The organism is Novosphingobium sp. TK71, from assembly GCF_055361505.1.
This window is the reverse complement of record NZ_CM143962.1, coordinates 3,024,909-3,046,368: the sequence shown is the minus strand read 5'-3', so window position 1 is coordinate 3,046,368 and position 21,460 is coordinate 3,024,909. Positions and strand designations below refer to the sequence as shown.

Sequence of the window (21,460 nt, the reverse complement as noted above, 5' to 3'; positions counted from 1 at the left end):
GGTGCCCCCTCCCTTCCCGTCTCCCTCCCGTATTGCCTCCCGCCCCGCGCGGCCTATATCGGGAGGCATGACCATGACCGACCCGCGCTCGCTCCTCTATCGCCAGCTTTCGCCCGAGGATGCACAGGCACTCGCCGCCGAAACCCTGCGCAATTGCGAGGACGGCGAACTCTACATGCAGTTCATGGCCACCGAAGCCTTCGGCTTCGATGACGGCCGCCTGAAGACGGCGGACTATTCGCGCGATGCCGGTTTCGGCCTGCGCGGCGTAACCGGCGAGATGACCGGCTTCGCGCATGCGAACGAGATTTCCCCCGCCGCCATCCGCCGTGCGGGCGAGACCCTGCAACTGCTGGACCCCGCCACCGGCACGATCCGTCCGGCAGCGCCGCAGAAAAGCAACCGCCACCTCTATACCGACGTCTCGCCGCTCGATCTCGTGCCCTTCGAGGCCAAGGTAAAGCTGCTGGAGACCATCGACGCCGCCGCCCGCGCCCGCGATCCGCGCGTCTCGCAGGTCAGCGCAAGCCTGACCGGGCAGTGGTCGGTAATCGAGATCGTGCGGCCTGACGGCTTCATCGCCACCGACGTGCGCCCGCTGGTACGCCTGAGCGTGTCGATCGTCGCGGAAAGCAACGGCCGCCGCGAAACGGGATCGTTCGGCATGGGCGGCCGCCATCTCTACGATTCGCTGTTCGACCCTGCGAACTGGAACCGCGCTATCGACACCGCGCTCAGCCAGGCGCTCGTCAACCTGGAGAGCGTGGACGCTCCCGCCGGGGAAATGGCCGTGCTGATGGCCCCCGGCTGGCCCGGCGTGATCCTCCACGAAGCCGTCGGCCACGGGCTTGAGGGTGACTTCAACCGCAAGGGAACTTCCGCCTTCTCCGGCCGCATCGGCGAACGCGTGGCAGCTCCCGGCGTCACCATCGTCGACGATGGCTCGATCGCGGACCGGCGCGGCTCGCTCTCCATCGACGACGAAGGCACCCCCACGCAGGAAACCGTGCTGATCGAGGACGGCATCCTCAAAGGCTACATGCAGGATCGCATGAACGCCCGCCTGATGGGCGTGCAATCGACCGGTAACGGCCGCCGCGAGAACTATGCCCACGCGCCCCAGGTCCGCATGACGAACACCTTCATGAAAGCGGGCAACGACGATCCGGCCGAATTGCTCTCCCGCATGAAGAGCGGCATCTTCGTGAAATCGATGGGCGGCGGCCAGGTCGATATCGTCTCGGGCAAGTTCGTGTTCTCGTGCAACGAGGCCTACAAGGTTGAGAACGGCAAGCTCGGCGCGCCGATCAAGGGCGCCACGCTGATCGGTGACGGCCCGTCGGTCCTCACGCGCGTCACCGGCATCGGCAACGATCTCGAACTCGATCGCGGCGTCGGCATCTGCGGCAAGGGCGGACAAAGCGTTCCGGCCGGCGTCGGCCAGCCGACCCTGCTGATCGAGGGCATTACCGTGGGTGGGACTGCCTGATCGATCCAGTCGCTGCCGTTATCTCGCTGCCATTCTGCAAGAGCCCTGCAAGCGGCGAATAATTTCAGCGCAGGTTCAGACGAACCGTGCCATAGTCACGATCTAGGGTTGGGAAAGTGAGGTAAAGACCATGTCACTGAAGCATGTCGTCGGCGCCACGCTGATCGCGGCAAGCCTGCTCGCCGCGCCCACCGTGAACGCCCGCCAGAAATTGACCGGCGAGGAACAGCTTGCAAAGCTGCTCGACGGCCGCGTGGCCGGAGACCCGGTATCCTGCATCCAGCTCAGCCAGTCGCAGGACACTCAGGTGATCGACAAGACCGCGCTCGTCTACCGCGTCGGCAGAACGCTCTACGTCAACCGTCCGACCAATGCTGACCGGCTCGATTCGGACGATATCCTCGTCACGAAGCTCTATTCGAGCCAGCTCTGCCGTCTCGATACCGTGCAGCTTCACAGCCGCAGCACGCCGAGCATGTGGAGCGGATTCGTCGGCCTGCAGGACTTCGTGCCCTATACCAAGCCGAAAGCCGCATCGGCCAAGTAGAACCTGAAGCGTCCCCTGAGGAAGGCGGCCCGGGCATGACCCGCGGCCGCCTTCTGCGTTGCGGACCATGCGGCAAGTGATGCGCGGAAGAGCCTTGCGGCGATACATCCCGCGGTGGCTGCTGGCATTCTTCTACCTGGCCGCAGGCATTCTCCACCTTGTCCTTCCCGCGCCGTTTGTCTCGATCGTTCCGGGATGGGTACCCGCCCCCGCCACAACCGTCTCGCTGACCGGCGTGGCGGAAATCCTCGGCGCGGCGGGATTGCTCCAGCCCTTCTCAAACGGTTTGCGCAAAGCCGCCGGCTGGGGCCTGGCCGCTTACGCCCTCTGCGTCTGGCCCGCCAACGCCCAGCATATGCTTATCGATCTGGCAAACCCCGGCCACGGCCTGGGCCTCGCCTATCATATCCCGCGCCTCGCCTTGCAGCCGGTACTGATCTGGTGGGCTCTGTGGGCGAGCGAGGCGGCGCACTGGCCGCGGCGGCGGCACTGAACTACTGGAGCCGGGAGACCTCGTTCGAACACGGAAAGACCGCCCGATGCCGCTGCTCCGAAACAAGATGCCCTCTCCCGTCGGTGAGCTCACGCTGATTGCCGGAGACCGGGGCCTTGCAGCGATCCTCTGGGAGAACGACGACCCCAGCCGGGTGCGACTTGGCGACATCGCGGATTCGGAAAGCCATCCGATCCTGGACGAAGCCAAGGCACAGCTTGCCGACTACTTCGCCGGGAAGCGACAATCGTTCGACCTCCCCCTCGACTTTCGCGGCACCGATTTCCAGAAGAGCGTCTGGGCCCAGCTTCTCCTGATCCCCTTCGGCGAAACGCGCAGCTACGGCGAGATCGCCGTGGCCCTTGGCCGCCCCAGTGCAAGCCGCGCCGTGGGCGCCGCGAACGGCCGCAACCCCATCTCGATTGTCGCGCCCTGCCACCGGGTAGTCGGCGCGAACGGCACCCTCACCGGGTTCGCGGGCGGGCTGGAAGCAAAAGCCTTCCTGCTCCGCCTCGAAGGCCGCGGCTTCCTGCTCTGAAAGAGAAGGAGCCGGCATCCCTGGGGACCCGGCTCCTTGGAAAACTCAATGCATGCGCGGGATCACTCCCACTCGATCGTGCCCGGCGGCTTCGAGGTGTAGTCGTAGACCACGCGGTTGATGCCCTTGACCTCGTTGATGATGCGGGTCGCGACGCGCGACAGAAAGGCGGCGTCGAACGGGTAGATGTCCGCGGTCATGCCGTCAGTCGAGGTGACGGCGCGCAGGCCGCAGACGCTGTCGTAGGTGCGGCCGTCGCCCATGACACCCACGGTCTTGACCGGCAGCAGCACCGCGAAAGCCTGCCAGATCGCGTCATAGAGACCCGCGTTGCGGATTTCCTCGAGGTAGATCGCATCGGCCTTGCGCAGGATGTCGCAGCGTTCGCGGGTCACTTCGCCAGGGATACGGATCGCCAGGCCCGGTCCGGGGAACGGATGGCGGCCCACGAAGATCTCGGGCAGGCCGAGTTCGCGGCCGAGCACGCGGACCTCGTCCTTGAACAGTTCGCGCAGCGGCTCGACGAGCTGCATGTTCATGCGCTCGGGCAGGCCGCCGACGTTGTGGTGGCTCTTGATCGTCACCGAGGGACCGCCGGTGAACGAGACCGATTCGATCACGTCCGGATAGAGCGTGCCCTGCGCCAGGAACTGGGCGCCGCCGATCTTCTTCGCTTCGTCCTCGAAGACGTCGATGAAGGTCTTGCCGATGAACTTGCGCTTGGCTTCAGGGTCGGTGACGCCTTCAAGACCCTTGAGGAACAGGGTCGAGGCATCGACGTGTACCAGCGGGATGTTGTAGTGGCCGCGGAACAGGCTGACGACCTGCTCGGCCTCGCCCATGCGCAGCACGCCGCCGTCAACGAAGACGCAAGTGAGCTGGTCGCCGATCGCCTCGTGGATCAGCAGCGCCGCAACCGCCGAATCGACGCCGCCCGACAGGCCGCAGATCACGCGACCTTCGCCGACCTGCGCGCGGATTTCCTCGATCTTGGTCTTGCGGAACTCGGCCATGGTCCAGTCGCCGGCAAGGCCGCAGACGTGACGGACGAAGTTCTTGAGCAGCTTGCCGCCGTCGGGCGTGTGCACGACTTCGGGGTGGAACTGCATCGCGTAGATGCGCTTCTCGTCGTTGGCGATCACCGCGAAGGGCGCGCCGGCGCTCGATGCCACCGGGCGGAAGCCGGGAGCGAGGCTGGTCACCTTGTCGCCGTGGCTCATCCAGACCTGATGGCTTTCCCCCTTGGCCCAGAGCCCGTCGAACAGCGCGCAATCGTCACCGATCTCGATGAAGGCGCGGCCGAACTCACCCGAATCTCCCGACAGCACTTCGCCGCCAAGCTGATGCATCAGCGACTGCTGGCCGTAGCAGATGCCCAGCATCGGCAGGCCGCTATCGAGGATTTCGTCAGGAATGCGGGGACCGTTCGCGTCCAGCACCGACGCTGGCGATCCGGAAAGGATCACGCCGGCAGGGTTCATGCGGGCGAAGGCTTCCTTCGCGGCGTTGAACGGGGCGATTTCGGAATAGACGCCGGCTTCCCGCACGCGGCGAGCGATGAGCTGCGTGACCTGACTGCCGAAATCGACGATCAGGATGGAATCGGACGTCTGGGTAGGGCTCTGGCCAGGAGTCGAAGTAGTCATGGGCGGCCACTATAGCGGGATAGTGCGAGTGTCCAGTACGCGCAGGCCCTGCACCTGCCATTTTGCGCGCTTCCCGGAACCGGCAATGCAGTTGCATAAATAGCAAGCAAGATTGTTGCTTTTGACGTTGCAGAAATTCCAATCAAGCCTATCTCGCACTTGCAGCATGAGCGACGAGAAGAGCCATGCATGCGATAAAAAGAAAACAAGAATGTTTGCAGGAGCATTTCAATGACCATCGTCGAAAAGACGTTCGGTTTTGCCGCAGCGCTGGGTGTGAGCGCTCTGGCATTTGCCGTCACCCTCATCTGAGGGTCGGCATTTCCGACTAGACAGAAGGGCGGCCCTCGTGGCCGCCTTTTTTGCGTCCGGCACAACCGCGATCCCGGATTCCCCGTCAGCCGGGCATGCGCCGCGCGCAACCGGGCGCTCCTCGGCAACAGGTTGGCGACACCGCACGGAGGACGTTTTCCGGGAGAGTTCAATCCTTGTGGAAAAGCCCGCCCCCGAACCCGGTTTTGCTTGGGTTTATAGCCGCCAAACCCTATATGCTCGGCATGGCAAGCACCGAAGACAGCACGCCCGGCACCGGGCCCGACAACGGCAAGAACCAGAACAGCTACGGCGCTGACTCGATCAAGGTCCTCAAGGGGCTGGATGCGGTACGCAAGCGGCCGGGCATGTACATCGGCGATACCGACGATGGTTCGGGCCTGCATCACATGGTCTTCGAAGTCTCGGACAACGCCATCGACGAGGCACTGGCAGGTCACTGCGACCTCGTGCTGATCGAACTCAACGCCGACGGCTCCGTCTCGGTGGAAGACAACGGACGCGGCATCCCCACCGGCATCCATGCCGAGGAAGGCGTCTCCGCCGCCGAGGTCATCATGACCCAGCTCCACGCGGGCGGAAAGTTCGAGAACACCTCGGACGACAATGCCTACAAGGTTTCCGGCGGCCTCCACGGCGTGGGCGTCTCGGTGGTCAATGCCCTGTCCGAATGGCTGGAACTCACGATCTGGCGCGAGGGCAAGGAACACTGGATGAAGTTCGCCCACGGCGATGCCGTGAACCCGCTGGAAGTGCGGGGCACCGCACCGAAGGTTGCGGACAATGCGGACGACAACGGCTTCAAGAAGGGCACCCGCGTGACCTTCCTCGCCTCGACCGACACGTTCAAGAACGTCACCGAATTCGATTTCGACAAGCTCGAGCACCGCTACCGCGAACTCGCGTTCCTCAATTCCGGCGTGCGCATCAAGCTGCGCGACAACCGCCATGAGCAACCGCTGGAGCATGACCTCTACTACGAAGGCGGCATCGGCGCCTTCGTGAAATACCTCGACCGCAACAAGCAGGCGCTCATGCCCGAACCGATCGCGATCGGCGCGGACAAGGACGGCATCGGCATGGAAGTCGCGCTCGAGTGGAACGATTCCTACTACGAGAACGTGCTGTGCTTCACGAACAACATTCCGCAGCGTGACGGCGGCACCCACCTGGCCGCGTTCCGCGCGGCGCTGACCCGCACGCTCAACGGCTATGCCGAGCGTTCGGGCCTGCTCAAGAAGGAAAAGGTCTCGCTCTCGGGCGACGACATGCGCGAAGGCCTGACCGCGATCGTCTCGGTCAAGCTGCCCGATCCCAAGTTCTCCTCGCAGACCAAGGACAAGCTGGTCTCCTCGGAAGTGCGCCAGCCGCTCGAATCGCTGATGGCCGACAAGATGAGCGAATGGCTGGAGGAAAACCCCGGCCACGCCAAGACCATCATCCAGAAGGTGATCGACGCCGCCGCCGCGCGCGAAGCTGCCAAGCGCGCCCGCGAACTGACGCGCCGCAAGGGTGCGATGGACATCGCCTCGCTGCCCGGCAAGCTGGCGGACTGCCAGGAGCGCGATCCCAGCAAGTGCGAACTGTTCCTGGTCGAGGGTGACTCGGCAGGTGGCAGCGCCAAGCAGGGCCGCGACCGCAAGACCCAGGCGATCCTGCCGCTCAAGGGCAAGATCCTCAACGTGGAGCGCGCGCGGTTCGACCGCATCATCTCCTCGAAGGAGGTCGGCACGCTGATCCAGGCCATGGGCACGGGCATCCGCGACGACTTCAACCTTGAGAAGCTGCGCTACCACAAGATCGTCATCATGACCGACGCAGACGTCGACGGTGCGCATATCCGCACCCTGCTGCTGACGTTCTTCCATCGCCAGATGCCGGACATCATCCGTTCCGGGCACCTCTTCATCGCCCAGCCGCCACTCTACAAGGTCGCCAAGGGACGCTCGGAAGTCTACCTCAAGGACAATCCCGCGCTCGATCGCTACCTTGTCGAGGCGGGCCTTGCCGGCCGCGTGCTGGAAACCGAAGGCGGCGCGCGCATGGGCGCGGACCTCGAGGCGCTGGTCGAACATGCGATCCGCATGCGCAACCTCATGGCTTTCGTTCCCCGACGCTTCGATCCCGTCATCATCGAAGCCCTGGCGATCGCCGGCGCATTCGCACCTGATCTCTCGCCGGCGGACCGCACCAACGCGCTCAACCGCTCGACCCAGTGGCTCGACCTCGGCGATCCCGAGGCGAAGTGGACCGCCCGCCTCACCGAGGACGGCAATCTCGAGATCGAGCGCCTCTGGCGCGGCGTCACCGATCACCACAAGATCGAAGCAGGCTTCCTTGCCAGCGCCGAAGCCCGCAAGCTCGCCAAGCTCGCGGTGGAGAACGCCGAAGTCTATTCCGCCACCGCCCGCCTCGTTCGCGCCAGTGCGGCAGCGGTCGAAGCCGAAACCACCGATGGCGAGGAGGAAACCCCCACCGCCCGTCCGGTGGCTGGCGGCGATATCATCAGCCGCCCTTCGCAGCTTCTCGAAGCCGTGCTCGCCGCGGGCCGCAAGGGCCTCTCGATCCAGCGCTACAAGGGCCTGGGCGAAATGAACGCGGAGCAGCTCTGGGAAACCACGCTGGACCCGGAAAACCGCGCCCTGCTCCAGGTCAAGGTCGAGGATGCAGACGTCACCGACGAGATCTTCACCCGCCTGATGGGTGACGTGGTGGAACCGCGCCGCGACTTCATTCAGGAAAATGCGCTGAACGTCGCCAACCTCGACGTGTGACGGTAAAGGGCAGGGAAGCCGCGCGCTTCCCTGCCTGCCGGCACCGTCCGAAATGACCGCGATTTTAACGCTTTGCCCGGCTGACAAGCCAACTCCGCTCCCCTAGCATGGCCGCTCGGCAATGGGGGACGACATGACGAAATTCGGACGCGGTGCATCCGCGCGCGCGGCACTGCTGGCAGGTCTGGCACTGGCCCTGGCTCCGCAGGCAGCCTTGGCCCGCAAGGATATCGGCCAGACGGCAGCTACCGCGCTCACGCAGGCGCAGCGCTACATGGAAGCGGAAAACTGCGAGGGTGCCTTGGGCCAGGTCTCGCCCATCGTCGCCAGCAAGGATTTCCCGGCGCTGGAAGAACCGGTCCGCTTTCCCTTCCTGCTGATCTCGACCCTGTGCGAAGCGCGGACGAACCGGATCGAACCCGCGCTCGTCCATGCCCGCGCCGCCACGGCCATCACCGGTGCGCCCGAGATCGCATGGACGCTGCGCTTCGGCATCGAACTCGACGGCGGCAAGCCGGAGGACGCCGTCGCCACGCTGGAAGCCATGCAGCAGCGCCTTCCGGAAGGGATCGACGGTGTCGACACCGAATGGCTCTTCGCGCTTAGCCGGAAGTTCCAGGAGGACAAGGACAACCCGGCCTATCGCCGCCTCCTCGCGCTGCTCACCGCGCCCGAATTCGCGCGGGGCAAGGAAGACATGGCGTTCGACTGGATGCGCCGGTCCTATGCGCGCCTGCTCCTCTCCTCCGGCGATCGACCGGCCGCGGCTGCGCAGATAGCGGCGATCCTTTCCGCCGATGCCCTGCGCGAAATAACCCTGGACCCCGCCCTGCGGGACATGCTGCCCGCCAGCTTCGACTTGCGCGCCGCCTATGAACGGCAGATCGCAGCGCTGGAAAGCCGCAGCGTCACCCGCCCCGGCCTGCTCGAACTGCCCATCGCCATCGCCGCATCCCGGCGCACGCTCGGCCAGGCCGAAAAGGCGCTTGCCACGCTGGAGGCCGCACGGCCGGAAGGGGTGCTTTCCAAACAGTTTTCGGATCACGACAAGCAGCTCAACTGGTGGTGGGACGGCATGGCCCGCACTTACGAACAGCTCGGCCGCTACGACGAGGCGGCTGCGGCCTATCGCAAGGCCATCGAGGGCGGCGAACGAGGCGCCGGCAACTTCAGCCAGACCATCAACCTGGCCTATCTCCATTCACGCTTCGGGCACGACGACGCTGCCCTTGCCACGCTGGCCACCGTCGAAGGCAAGACGGACAGCATGGCCAGCCCCTACGGCGTGATGGAACTGCGCCTGGCGCGGGGCTGCGCGGCGCAGGCGCTGGGCAAGACCGACCTGGCACAGGCCGACCTCGCCTATGCCGAAGCCCACGCGGCCGACCATCCCGAGGCGGTTACCGACCTGCAGATCTGCACTGGCCGGATCGACGCGGCAGCCGCATCGATGATCGCCCGGCTGGACGACCCGGATCGCCGGATCAACGCGCTGACCCAGCTCAGCGACTACGATCCGCTCCCGGCGAACCTGCCGCCCTCACCCTTCGCGGCGGGCCTCGAAACCCTCAAGCACCGCCCCGACGTGCAGGCCGCGATCGCGCGGGCCGGAGGAACGCGAAAGTTCAACATCTTCCCCGCGACGCTGTAGCTTGCACGCCGGCATGGGCGCGGCCATAAGTCGCGCCCATGCGTATTCTCCTTGCTGCCGCGCTGCTTGCCGGAACCGCCGCCCCTGCCGCCTCCCCTGCCGCCTCCCCTGCCATCGCCCAGACAGCGCCTGCCCCGATCCTGACGACGCCCGACGCGAAAGACGTCTGGACTCACGCCCAGCCTCAGGTTGCCCGCGTCACCCATGTCGCCCTCGATCTCGACGTCGATTTCGGCACGAAGACTCTCGCGGGGAGCGCCGTGCTTGACGTGCTGGCCGCCCCCGATGCGGCACAGATCGTGCTCGACGCCGACGATATCGACATTGCCGCGATAACCGACCCTGCCGGCAAGCCGCTGAAATGGACGCTTGGCCCGAAGGACAAGGACATCGGTTCGGCGCTCACCGTCGAACTGGCCGGTGCCAGGCAGATCCGGATAACCTACCGGTCGAAGCCCGGCGCCACCGCGCTGCAATGGCTGCCGCCGGAGATGACCTTCGGAAAGAAGAAGCCCTTCCTGTTCAGCCAGGGCCAGGCAATCCTCAACCGTTCCTGGGTGCCGACGCAGGACAGCCCCGGCATCCGCCAGACCTGGGAAGCCACCCTGCGCGTGCCGGGCGACATGGTTGCGGTGATGAGCGCGGAAAAGCTTTCGGGCGACAAGGGAGAGGCGCTGCCCGACGGCCGCCGCCAATTCCGCTTCCGCATGGACAAGCCGGTGCCGCCCTACCTGATCGCCTTTGCGGTGGGCGATCTCAAGTTCAAGTCGCTCGGCCCGCGTTCCGGCGTTTGGACCGAGGCGCCGATGCTGGACAAGGCGGCGAAGGAATTCGTCGACGTCGAAAAGATGATCGACGCCGCCAGCAAGCTCTACGGTCCCTATCGCTGGGGCCGGTACGACATGCTCGTGCTGCCGCCTGCCTTCCCTTACGGCGGCATGGAAAACCCGATGCTGACCTTCCTGACGCCAACCATCGTCACGGGGGACCGCTCAAACACCGATGTCGTCGCGCATGAACTGGCGCATTCGTGGTCGGGCAACCTCGTCACCAATGCCACCTGGTCGGATTCGTGGCTGAACGAGGGCTTCACCACCTACTTCGAGAACCGCATCATGGAGTCGCTCTACGGCAAGGAGCAGGCCGCGACGTATGCCGATCTCGACTGGGACGTGATGAGCCGCGAAATCGCCGATGCCGGCGGCCAGACCGGCGCCGCCACGCGCCTGAACGGTGAACCGGGCGCGGGCGAGGTGGACTATACCAAGGGGTCCAACTTCCTGCGCATGATCGAATACACCGTGGGCCGCGAGAAGTGGGACGCCTATCTCACTTCCTACTTCGACCGCCACGCTTTCCAGCCGCAGACCACCGCCGGATTCCTGTCGGACCTGCGCGAACGCCTGCTGAAGGGGCAGCCCGACCTCGAACTGAAACTCCAGCTCGACCGCTGGTCCTACGGCGCGGGCCTGCCCGGCAATGCCGTTCGCGTCCACAGCGCCACACTGGCGAAAATCGATACAAAGCTGGCGGCCTTCAATGCGGGCGGCCCCGCCAGCGCGGTGCAGCCCAAGGGCTGGACCACGCAGGAATGGCTGCGCTTCCTCAACGGCATCGACCGCCGGCAGACGCCCGCGCGCCTGAAGGAACTGGACGAGACGCTCGGACTCTCGGCCTCGGGCAATGCCTATGTCCAGTCGGCCTGGTTCGAACTGGCCATCACCAACCGCTACGATCCGGCAGTACCTTATCTGCGCGGCTATCTTTCGCGGATCGGGCGCGGGCTGCTGGTCTATCCGCTCTACAAGGGGCTGATGAAGCAGGGCGACTGGGGCCAGCCCAAGGCGCGGGACTTCTTCGCCGAAGCCAGGCCGACCTATCACCCCTCGACCGCTGCGGGTATCGGGCGCATCGTCGCGCCGGATGCCGTGCAGGAGTAGCCATCATGACGTCGGGCCTGTCCACTCGCTTCGGCAATGCCCCCGGGCCCGACGTGTTCGAGGCTCTCGCCCATGCCGCCTTCGCGCGCATTCCCGAACCGTTCGCGCAGCACCTCGACGGGGTGACCGTCCACGTCGAGGAGTTCGCGGACGAGGACACCCTGCGCGCCGTCGGGCTGGAAGATGCATGGGAACTGACCGGCCTCTACCACGGCCGCCCGCTGGACGAGGAATCCGTCTGGGTCGCGGGAGAGTTCCGCCCGCGCATCACCCTCTACCGCCAGCCGCTACTGGCGGAATGGTGCGAGACCGGGGTGACGCTGGAAGACCTCGTGACGCATGTGGTGGTCCACGAAGTTGGCCACCACTTCGGCCTTTCCGACGACGATATGCATGGCCTGGAGGACGACGCGGACTGAACGTTCCGCTTTCCTACAGTTGCCGCCGCGCAATATCCTGACCGGCATGGCTCACGCAGACCCCCTCCTTCCACTTCGGCCGGACCCGGCGGCGGGTCTGCGGCAAGGGAGCCGCTTTTTCGTCCCCTGGACTGTGTAAACCGTGTCAAGCAGTGGGTCTGGCGAGGTGCAAAATGGCGCGAAAAATCGTTGCCGCGCCGCGCAATGATCCGATAGGAGCAGGGGCATGACTCTCTCCCTCCCCCGTCATCTCCCGCTCCTTTCCGCCTCGCTCATGGCCGCGCTGCTTGCCGGTTGCGCAACGACGCCCGTATCCGGCCCCACCCAGCAACAAGCCGCGGCCCCGATCGAGGTCGGCGTGATCGCCATCAACGATTTCCACGGCGCGCTGGAACCGCCGAACCAATCGGTCGATGCGCCGGACGGACAGGGCAACGAAGTTTCGGTGCCGGCGGGCGGCGGAGCCTGGCTCGCATCTGCGGTGGATTCGCTGAAGGCAAGGCATGCCAACAACGTCGTCGTGGCGGCGGGCGATCTGACCAGCGCCTCACAGCTCGCCTCCTCGCTCTATCTCGACGAGCCTGCGGTGGGCGTGATGAACCGCGTCGGCGTGGAATTCAACGCGGTGGGCAATCACGAATTCGACCGGGGCTGGAAGGAACTGCGGCGCCTCCAGAACGGCGGCTGCGAGAAGAACACGCGGGTCCAGCCCTGCCAGCTCGAAGCCTTCAAGGGCGCCAGCTACAAGTACCTCGCCGCCAGCACGACCCTGGCTGACGGTTCACCGCTGTTCCCCGCCACCGGCATCAAGACCTTCGGCGAGGGCAAGGACAGGATCACCGTCGGCTTCGTGGGCCTTTCGCTCAAGACGGTGCCCACGCTCGTCGCGCCCGACCGGGTGGAAGGGCTGAAGTTCGCGGACGAGGCGGAGACGATCAACCGCGCCGCCGGGGCGCTGAAGGCGCAGGGCGCGGATGCCGTGGTCGTACTGATCCATCAGGGCGGACGCACCACCGGTACGCCCGATCCCAACGGCTGCAACCAGATGACCGGCGAGATCGAACCCATCCTCGATCACCTGAATCCCGGCGTCGATCTCGTGGTTTCGGGGCATACCCACTGGGCCTATGTCTGCGACTACACCGCCAACACCCGGGCCGGGCCGATCCTGCTGACCAGCGCGGGCGTCTACGGCAAGCTGGTGACCGACATCACGCTGAAGTTCGACCCGGTGACGCACAAGTTAATCGACAAGCGGGCGCACAACCTGATCGTGCAGTCCGCCGCCTACAAGTCCGCCAAGGGCGAGGTTGCCAACAGCGCGGCCTTCCCGCAGTTCCAACCCCGAGCCGACGTTGCGGCGTTCATCCAGCGCTACAAAGATGCCTCGCTTCACCTCGTCGCCCGGCCGGTGGGTCATCTGTCCGGCCCGCTTGGCAAGGAAGAAGGTAACGGCACCGCGCAAGGCGGCTCTCTCGGCAACCTGATCGCCGATTCGCAGCTCGCCGCGACCTTCAAGGCCGGCGCGCAGATCGCCTTCACCAACCCCTTCGGCATCCGCACCTCCCTGATCCCGGCAGCAGACGGCACCGTGACCTTCGGCCAGATCTATGCGGTGGAGCCGTTCAACAACGAACTCGTCACCATGTCGCTGACCGGCGCGGCCATCCGCGCGACGCTTGAACAGGGGCTCGATGATACCGGCGACAAGCAGATGCTTACGCCCAGCGCCGGCATGCGGATCGCCTTCGACATGCGCCGCCCCTCAGGCTCGCGGATCACGGCAATCACGCTGAACGGCAAGCCGCTCGATCCGGCGAAGAGCTACCGGGTAAGCGTGGTCAACTTCCTGGCCGAAGGCGGCGACGGCTTCAGCGGCTTCATCGGCGGTACGGACCGCACGCGGGGCGGCATCGATATCGAGGCGATGGAAGACTGGCTCTCGGCAGTGCCGATGCGAAAGGTGCCGGAAGAAGACCGGACTTCCGAGACGAAGTGATCGCAAAAAAGGCCCCGAAGCAGACGCTTCGGGGCCTTTTTTTTCGGGGCGCCGGCTTCAGGCCGCCACTTCGGTCAGGCTGCCTTCGCTGGCCGCCTCCAGCAGGCGGCGTTCGAGCGCCCTGATGCGGGAGGACGACGTCAGCTTCTCGCCCAGCAGGTCGGTAACGTAGAACGTGTCTGCCGCACGCTCCCCATAAGTGGCGATATGGGCGGAGTGGACCATGAGCTTCGATTCGAACAACGCATGCGCCAGCCGGTTGAGCAGCGCCGGACGGTCACGGGCGTTGACCTCGACCACAGTGAGGCGGTTGGATGCCTTGTTGTCCACCAGCACGCGCGGCCGCACCTCGAAAGCGTCGGCCCGCGGCCTGGCGTCCGGCCGGGCAACGAGTTGCGGCAGGATCTTGATGCGGTTCGCCAGCGCGTTCTCGATCGAGGATCGCAGGCGGGCCAGCTGGGTCTCTTCCATGAAGGGTCGGCCCAGCGGGTCCTGCACGAGGAAGTTGTCCACCGCGCGGCCCGTACGGGTCGTGTGAATGCGTGCGTCGATGATATTGCCGCCAGCCAGATGAATGCCGCCGGCAATGCGGTAGAACAGGCCCGGATGGTCCGAGGCGATCACGGTCACGAGAGTGGCCCCGCGCGCCGGGTAATACTCGGTCACGATCGAGAGCGGCTCGTCCTTCGAGGCATGGAACTGCGCAAGGTTCTTGGCGATGACGTCTTCCGGCTCGGCGATCCAGTAGGCATCGGCAAACTGGCTGCCCAGTTCCTGCACCAGCAGCTCGTTCCGGGGGACACCGGCGGCGACGATGGCCTTCTTGGCCGCCACACGCTTCTCGCGCCCGAACTCGACATGGCCGAGCCGCAGCCTTTCCTCGGCGGCACCGTAAAGTTCGCTGATGAGCTGGCGCTTCCACGAATTCCACGTTCCCGGCCCCACCGCGCGGATATCGACGATGGTGAGCAGGGTCAGCTGGCGGAGGCGATCCACCGATTGCACCAGCTCGACAAAGTCGGTGATCGTCTTGGTGTCGGACAAGTCACGCTTGAAGGCGGTGGCGGACAGCACGAGATGCTGCAGCACGAGCCACGAAACCAGCTCGGTCTCCTCCTCGTCGAGACCGAAGCGAGGGCAGAGCTTCAACGCGATCTCGGCGCCGAGCTCGGAATGGTCGCCGCCGCGGCCCTTGGCGATATCGTGCATGAGCACCGCCGCGTAGAGCGCCCGGCGCGAACGGACCTTGTGGATGATCTCGTGAGCAAGGGGGTGGTCCTGCTTCAGTTCCCCCTTCTCGATGCGCGATAGCAGGCCGATCGCACGGATCGTATGCTCGTCCACCGTGTAGTGGTGGTACATGTCGAACTGCATCTGCGCGTTGACGCGGCCGAATTCGGTGACGAACCGCCCGAACACGCCTGCCTCGTTGAAAGAGCGCAGCGCGACTTCCGGGTTGTTGCGGCTGGTGAGCAGTTCCATGAACAGTTCGTTGGCGCGCGGATCGCGGCGCACGTCGTCACGGATCAGCGCCGCATCGCGCGAAACGAGGCGCATGGTTTCGGGATGGATCTCCAGCCCCTCGCGGTCCGCGATGACGAAAATCTCGATCAGGCGCACCGGATCGGTCTCGAACCAGTTCTCTCCGGGGACCATGATGCGGCCGCCAAAGACCTTGTAGCCCTTCACCGTGCGAGGGCGCGCCCGGAACCCCGCGAGCAGGCCGCGCGGCTGGCGCTTGGCGAACTGGTCATCGAGCTGGGCGAGGAAGACGCCGGTAAGCGTTCCCACCACTTTCGCCTGAAGGAAGAACATCTGCATGAACCGCTCGACCGCGCTTTTCCCCGGTCGGTCGGAATAGTTCATCCGCGCCGCCACCTCGCGCTGGAGATCGAAGGTCAGACGGTCCTCGGCCCGGCGGGTGATCGTGTGGAGGTGGCAGCGCACTGCCCAGAAGAAATTCTCGGCCCGTCGGAAGGCGCGATATTCCTTGTGCGTAAGCAGGCCCACGTCGACGAGTTCGCTGGGATCGCGCACCTTGTGGATATACTTGCCGATCCAATAGAGCGTGTGCAGGTCGCGCAGGCCGCCCTTGCCCTCTTTCACATTGGGTTCGACCACGTAGCGGCTGTCGCCCATCCGCTTGTGACGTTCCTCCCGCTCGGCCAGTTTCTCGACCACGAACTGGCGCTCGGTCCCGGCGACGACATCCTTCCAGAAGCGCGCGCGCACTTCCTCGTAGAGTTCCTGGTCGCCCCAGACATAGCGCCCCTCCAGCATGGCCGTGCGGATGGTGAGGTCCGACCGGCTCATGCGGACCATGTCGTCCACCGAGCGGCTCGAATGGCCGATCTTGAGGCTGAGATCCCAGAGGAAATAGAGCATCGCCTCGATGACCTGCTCGCACCAGGCGGTCTGCTTGATCGGGGTGAGGAAGGCGAGGTCCACATCGGAATGCGGGGCCATCTCGCCGCGTCCGTAACCACCCACGGCAATGATCGAAAGACGCTCGCCCTTGGAGCGGTTCATCGCCGGGTAGACGTGAGTGGAAACGTGATCGTGAATCACTCTCAGGAGCTGGTCGACCAGATAGGCCTGCGCCTCGGCAACTTCGTGCCCGGCGGACGGCTTTTCCACGAGACGTCGTGCAATCTCGGCCCGGCCGTTCTCCAGCGCCTCGCGCAGGAGTTCGACCACCTGCTTGCGCCCCTTGGCGGCACCGACTTCGGCAACAACGGCTTCTATGGCCTCGACCAGCGCGCGGCGGTCGATCACGGAACGGGGCGAAGGGATGCGGATCACGCTCATGTCGGGTGATATCTAGACATTCAAGAGCTTGAGGGGAACAACATCCGCACGCTCGGCCTGCCGATTTTGGGTGGAGGGCCGAAATCCGGCCTACCATCGCCCCCCCGGCTATGCCAGAAGGCCCCGGCAACGCACCGTCGGCGCCGCTCCGGCCCGATGGCAAGACGAGATACGAGGTCGAGCACTTGTCCCTGACAGCACTTGCCGCAACCGCCGCCGCAGAAGCGCACCAGCCGATCTATTGGGTCAACCTGGGCCTCAAGAACTATCTTTTCCGGATCGGCAGCTTCGAACTGCGCTGGTACTCGCTAGCCTATCTGGCGGGCATCATGCTCGGCTACTGGCACCTGTCGCGGATGATCAAGGCCCCCGGCGCGCCGCTCGCGCAGCGCCATGCCGACGACCTGTTCTTCTACTGCACGATCGGCATCATCCTGGGCGGGCGCCTCGGCTACGCCACGTTCTATACGGGCGGCGACACCGGCATTCCCAGCCTCTGGTCGGACCCGGGCGCGCTGGTCTCGCTCTGGCACGGCGGCATGAGCTTCCATGGCGGACTGATCGGCGTGCTGTTGGCCATGGCGTGGGTTTCCTGGCGCGGCCAGCTCGATTTCCTGCGGGTGGCGGACTACATTTCGGTCTGCGTGCCCTTCGGCATGATGTTCGGCCGCCTCGCGAATTTCGTGAACGGCGAACTCTGGGGCCGCGTCGTCACCGATCCCAACCTGCCCTGGGCCATGGTCTTCCCCGACGCCGGGCCGCTGCCGCGCCACCCCAGCCAGCTTTATGAAGCCGGGCTCGAGGGCCTGCTGATGATCGTCATCATGCTCACGCTGTTCTGGAAGACCCGCGCGCGGTTCCGTCCAGGCCTGCTGGTCGGCGTCTTCACCACCGGCATCGCCTGTGCGCGCTTCACCGTGGAATTCTTCCGCCAGCCCGACGCCCAACTCCAGGACTTCGCCTCCCGCACCGGCCTGTCGATGGGCCAGTGGCTGACGATCCCGTTGATCCTGCTGGGCCTCGCGCTGGTCGCCCGCGCACTGACCAAGCCGGCGCTGGCGGCAGTTCGCCCGGTCACCGCCTGATCCCCGCCGGCCAGGCCGCCCGACGATGACCAAAGCGAATGCCGAGCCGCTCACCACGATCTTCCGGCGGCTGATCGGCAGCTACGGGCCGATCTCGCTGCTGCACTACATGGGCGAATCGAACGCCCGCTACTATGCCGACAAGGATCCTCTCGGCAGCGCGGGCGACTTCATCACCGCGCCCGAGATCAGCCAGATGTTCGGCGAACTGATCGGCCTGTGGCTGGCGGACATCTGGATGCGCGCGGGCAGCCCGGTTCCCGTCCACTACGTGGAACTCGGCCCCGGGCGCGGCACCCTGGCGCGCGACGCGCTGCGCACGATGAAACGGGTCGGCCTGGAACCGCAGGTCCACTTCGTTGAAAGCTCGAACGCCCTGAAAGCACTTCAGGCCGAGGCCGTGCCGGATGCGCAGTGGCATCACGACCTCGCCAGCGTGCCCACCGATGCGCCGCTGCTGCTGGTAGGAAACGAATTCCTCGACGCGCTGCCGGTTCGACAACTGGTGAAAACGGCAGAAGGCTGGCGCGAACGCATGGTCGACTGGGGGGAAGATCGCTTCCGTCCCGTCGCCGGGGACAAGCCGATGGACGCTGCCGTGCCGGACGCGCTCAAACCGGCGGACGAAGGCACCCTGATCGAGACTTGCCCGGGCGCGGCCGCCGTCATGCACGAGATTGCCACGCGCATGGCCGCGCAGGGCGGAGCCGCCCTGCTGATAGATTATGGCTATGCCGAGCCCTGCACCGGCTCCACGCTTCAGGCGCTCCACGCGCATACCAAGGTCGATCCCTTCGCCATGCCCGGCGAGGCCGACCTTACCTGCCTCGTCGATTTCACGATCCTTGCCGACATTGCCCGAAATGAAGGTGCGACCTGGCTCGGAACGGTGACGCAGGGCGATTTCCTGCGTGCGCTGGGGATCGAGACGCGCGCCGCCAACCTGTCATCCGCTGCACCGCAACACGCAGAGACTATCCGGCGGGCCACGGATCGGCTTATCAGGGATGACGAGATGGGAACCCTGTTCAAGGTCATGGGCGTGACCGGGCCGGACTGGCCGCAAGGCGCAGGGTTCTGACCGGACCGGACAGGGGACGAGCATGAACGAAGCGACGGCAGGGGTAGTTCAGGAAGTGGATAGGCAAAAGGTAAAGGGCGTGAGCGTGCAGGACCTGCGCGGCCCCGACCGGCTGGAACGGGCGCTGGGCGCTCTGGCGCTGGTCATGCTCGGCTTCATCTGCGTGGCGATCCTGCGCGGGATGCCGCAGTGGCCGCTCATTCCGGCGGTCATCTGGATACATCTCGCCACGATCCTCGTTGCGCTGGTGCTGACGCCCGTGCTGCTCTGGCGGCGGCGCGGCGACGGGCGGCACCGCGTGATCGGCTATATCTGGTCCGCCGCCATGATGCTGACCGCGCTCGACAGCTTTTTCGTGCATGTCGGCAAGCCCGGCCACTTCAGCCTGATCCATATCCTTTCGGTGTTCACGCTCATCATGGTCCCGGTGCTGGTCCTCGCCGCGCGTCGCCATAATGTCACCCGGCACCGCCGCACCGTGCGCGGCCTCATCACCGGCGCCCTGTTGATCGCGGGCTTCTTCACCTTTCCGTTCGACCGCCTGCTGGGACACTGGCTGTTCGGCTGATCGATATCACGGCATCCGGCGCTTGAAACGCGGCGCGCCTGGCCCCAACTGTTGCGGTGCAACATCCCCATGCGCAGGACCCTGCCCATGAACGCCCGCAGAACTACCGATTTCAACGACAAGCTCGGCTGCGACCAGTCGGTTCTGGTGCTGCAGGGCGGCGGCGCGCTGGGAGCGTACCAGGCCGGTGTGTACGAGGCTCTTGCCGACGAAGGCCATGCGCCGGATTGGGTCGCCGGCATCTCCATCGGTGCGATCAATGCCGCGATCATCGCCGGCAACGCACCGGAAGACCGCGTGCCGCAGCTTCGGACATTCTGGGAGGGGCTGAGCAACGAGCTGCTCTACAAGCTGGATATCGGCAACGGGTTCGCCCGCCGCGCCTTCAACGAGGTTTCGGCTGGATGGGCGGCCACTTTCGGCGTGCCCGGCTTCTTCACCCCGCGCCTGCCCACACCGCTGCCCGAGTGGCCCGCAGAACTGGACCGCCTCAGCTTCTACGATACCGCGCCGCTGCGCCAGACCTTGCTTGATCGGGTCGATTTCGAACGGATCAACCGGGCGGAAACCCGCTTTTCGGTAGGGGCGGTCAACATGATGACCGGCAACTTCGCCTATTTCGACAATAGCAGCGATCGCAGGATCGGCCCCGAGCATATCATGGCCAGTGGCGCACTGCCGCCCGGCTTTCCGCCGGTGGAGATCGACGGCGAATGGTACTGGGACGGAGGCCTGGTCTCCAACACGCCGCTGCAGTACGTGCTCGACAATCGCAGCCCCTGCGAGATGACGGTGTTCCAGGTAGACCTCTTCCCATCGCGCGGGTCGGTTCCGCGAACGATGGCCGATATCGCCCAGCGCGAGAAGGACATCCGCTTTTCCAGCCGCACGCGTCTCAACACGGACCTCTCGAAGCAACTCCAGGAAATGCGCGCCGCGGCTCAGCGGCTTGCCCACAGGCTGCCCGAGGAACTGCGCGACGATCCTGACCTGCACCGACTGCTCGGCTGCCGCCCTGCCGGCGCGGTGGCGGTGATGCACCTCATCAACCGCCCCCGCGGGTACGAGACGATGTCCAAGGACTACGAATTCTCGCGCATGACCGTAACCGAGCATTGGGAAGCCGGAAAGGCCGACGCCCAATTCTCGCTGGAGCACCCCGAGTGGACGAGGCGGCATCTCAAGCCTGACGAAATCATGACGTTCGACCTTGCGGACAAAGCCCCGCACCGGATCGGACAACCAGGAGTAGGTGAATGAAACTGAAGGACAAGGCCTGCATCGTCACCGGCGCCGCCAGCGGCATCGGCAACGCCATCGCCCACAAGTACGCCTCCGAAGGCGGCAAAGTGGCAATCGCCGACCTCAACATCGATGCCGCGCAGAAAGCCGCCGACGAGATCAAGGCCCGGTACGGCACCGAGACCCTCGCCGTCGCCATGGACGTGACCAGCGAGGATCAGGTGAACGCGGGCGTCGCCGCCGTGGTGGAAGCCTGGGGTACGGTGGACGTGCTCGTTTCCAATGCCGGCATCCAGATCGTCAACCCTGTCGACCAGTTCGCCTTCTCCGACTGGAAGAAGATGCTTGCCATCCATCTGGACGGCGCCTTCCTCACCTCCAAGGCCGTGCTGCCGCACATGTACGCGCAGAAGTCCGGCTCGATCATCTTCATGGGCTCGGTCCATTCGAAGGAAGCGAGCCCGCTCAAGTCCGCCTACGTCACCGCCAAGCACGGACTGCTCGGCCTTGCCCGCGTGATCGCCAAGGAAGGCGGCAGGAAGGGCGTCCGCTCAAACGTGATCTGCCCCGGCTTCGTCCGCACCCCGCTGGTGGACAAGCAGATCCCGGAACAGGCCAAGGAACTCGGCATCTCCGAGGACGAAGTGATCAGCAAGGTGATGCTCGGCCAAACCGTGGACGGCGAATTCACCACCGTTGACGATATCGCCGAAGTGGCGCTGTTCTTCGCGGGCTTCCAGACGAATGCGCTTACCGGGCAGTCCCTGGTGGCCAGCCACGGATGGTTCATGGAATAAGGACGCGGGGATTCCGGTCCGATATTCCGGGAGGCTGGGCATCTGCTGCC

General features: G+C 65.3%; 16 protein-coding genes. 14 read left to right on the top strand and 2 right to left on the bottom strand.

All coding sequences use genetic code 11. The features are described 5' to 3' along the window. Positions 1-67 precede the first annotated feature (67 nt). From tldD to ACXJ16_RS14340, 4 genes are all read left to right on the top strand, one after another. Positions 68-1,489 carry a metalloprotease TldD gene (tldD, locus tag ACXJ16_RS14355; protein WP_132468676.1) on the top strand — a complete coding sequence of 474 codons (1,422 nt, stop codon included), beginning with the start codon at positions 68-70 and terminating at the stop codon, positions 1,487-1,489. Positions 1,490-1,619: 130 nt separating this feature from the next. Then, entirely contained in the window at positions 1,620-2,036 is a 417-nt protein-coding gene (locus ACXJ16_RS14350; protein ID WP_420719850.1) for a hypothetical protein, read from the top strand. A gap of 94 nt (positions 2,037-2,130) precedes the next feature. Next, on the top strand, positions 2,131-2,529 hold the full coding sequence (locus tag ACXJ16_RS14345; protein WP_324697138.1) for a DoxX family protein: 399 nt from the start codon (positions 2,131-2,133) through the stop codon (positions 2,527-2,529). A gap of 46 nt (positions 2,530-2,575) precedes the next feature. Further along, positions 2,576-3,067, top strand: a complete 492-nt coding sequence (locus ACXJ16_RS14340; RefSeq protein ID WP_324697140.1) for a methylated-DNA--[protein]-cysteine S-methyltransferase — start codon at positions 2,576-2,578, stop codon at positions 3,065-3,067. 62 nt (positions 3,068-3,129) lie between these two features. Here the strand turns inward: ACXJ16_RS14340 and guaA are convergent, their stop codons facing one another. After that, positions 3,130-4,713, bottom strand: a complete 1,584-nt coding sequence (gene guaA / locus ACXJ16_RS14335; protein WP_054442251.1) for a glutamine-hydrolyzing GMP synthase — start codon at positions 4,711-4,713, stop codon at positions 3,130-3,132. A 557-nt stretch (positions 4,714-5,270) separates the two neighbouring features. Here guaA and gyrB point away from each other — a divergent pair. The 5 genes from gyrB (at position 5,271) to ACXJ16_RS14310 (ending at position 13,829) form a co-directional block, all read left to right on the top strand. Then, positions 5,271-7,820 (top strand): DNA topoisomerase (ATP-hydrolyzing) subunit B, encoded by a 2,550-nt coding sequence (gyrB, locus tag ACXJ16_RS14330; protein ID WP_324697142.1) that lies wholly within the window; start codon positions 5,271-5,273, stop codon positions 7,818-7,820. 133 nt (positions 7,821-7,953) lie between these two features. Beyond that, complete coding sequence (locus ACXJ16_RS14325; RefSeq protein ID WP_185998476.1) at positions 7,954-9,471, top strand: tetratricopeptide repeat protein; 1,518 nt, start codon at positions 7,954-7,956, stop codon at positions 9,469-9,471. Positions 9,472-9,509: 38 nt separating this feature from the next. Beyond that, positions 9,510-11,411 (top strand): M1 family metallopeptidase, encoded by a 1,902-nt coding sequence (locus ACXJ16_RS14320; RefSeq protein ID WP_324697146.1) that lies wholly within the window; start codon positions 9,510-9,512, stop codon positions 11,409-11,411. Between the two features lie 5 nt (positions 11,412-11,416). After that, complete coding sequence (locus ACXJ16_RS14315; RefSeq protein ID WP_054442248.1) at positions 11,417-11,830, top strand: metallopeptidase family protein; 414 nt, start codon at positions 11,417-11,419, stop codon at positions 11,828-11,830. 226 nt (positions 11,831-12,056) lie between these two features. Then, complete coding sequence (locus ACXJ16_RS14310; protein WP_463920868.1) at positions 12,057-13,829, top strand: bifunctional metallophosphatase/5'-nucleotidase; 1,773 nt, start codon at positions 12,057-12,059, stop codon at positions 13,827-13,829. Positions 13,830-13,886: 57 nt separating this feature from the next. On the opposite strand, the gene ACXJ16_RS14305 is transcribed toward ACXJ16_RS14310, so the two are convergent. Next, complete coding sequence (locus ACXJ16_RS14305; RefSeq protein WP_054442246.1) at positions 13,887-16,637, bottom strand: [protein-PII] uridylyltransferase; 2,751 nt, start codon at positions 16,635-16,637, stop codon at positions 13,887-13,889. Between the two features lie 185 nt (positions 16,638-16,822). On the opposite strand from ACXJ16_RS14305, the gene lgt reads away from it, so the two are divergent. The 5 genes from lgt (at position 16,823) to ACXJ16_RS14280 (ending at position 21,410) form a co-directional block, all read left to right on the top strand. Next, entirely contained in the window at positions 16,823-17,722 is a 900-nt protein-coding gene (gene lgt, locus ACXJ16_RS14300) for a prolipoprotein diacylglyceryl transferase (RefSeq protein WP_324697153.1), read from the top strand. Positions 17,723-17,747: 25 nt separating this feature from the next. Next, the gene (locus ACXJ16_RS14295; RefSeq protein ID WP_324697155.1) at positions 17,748-18,803 is read left to right on the top strand and encodes a class I SAM-dependent methyltransferase; all 1,056 of its coding nucleotides are present in this window, start codon (positions 17,748-17,750) and stop codon (positions 18,801-18,803) included. A gap of 22 nt (positions 18,804-18,825) precedes the next feature. Continuing rightward, positions 18,826-19,371 carry a DUF2306 domain-containing protein gene (locus ACXJ16_RS14290; protein WP_082370632.1) on the top strand — a complete coding sequence of 182 codons (546 nt, stop codon included), beginning with the start codon at positions 18,826-18,828 and terminating at the stop codon, positions 19,369-19,371. 87 nt (positions 19,372-19,458) lie between these two features. Beyond that, positions 19,459-20,631, top strand: coding sequence for a patatin-like phospholipase family protein (locus ACXJ16_RS14285; protein WP_324697158.1), 1,173 nt, complete (start codon positions 19,459-19,461; stop codon positions 20,629-20,631). Next, positions 20,628-21,410 (top strand): 3-hydroxybutyrate dehydrogenase, encoded by a 783-nt coding sequence (locus tag ACXJ16_RS14280; protein ID WP_054442244.1) that lies wholly within the window; start codon positions 20,628-20,630, stop codon positions 21,408-21,410. The genes ACXJ16_RS14285 and ACXJ16_RS14280 overlap by 4 nt, the downstream gene beginning before the upstream one ends. Positions 21,411-21,460 lie beyond the last annotated feature (50 nt).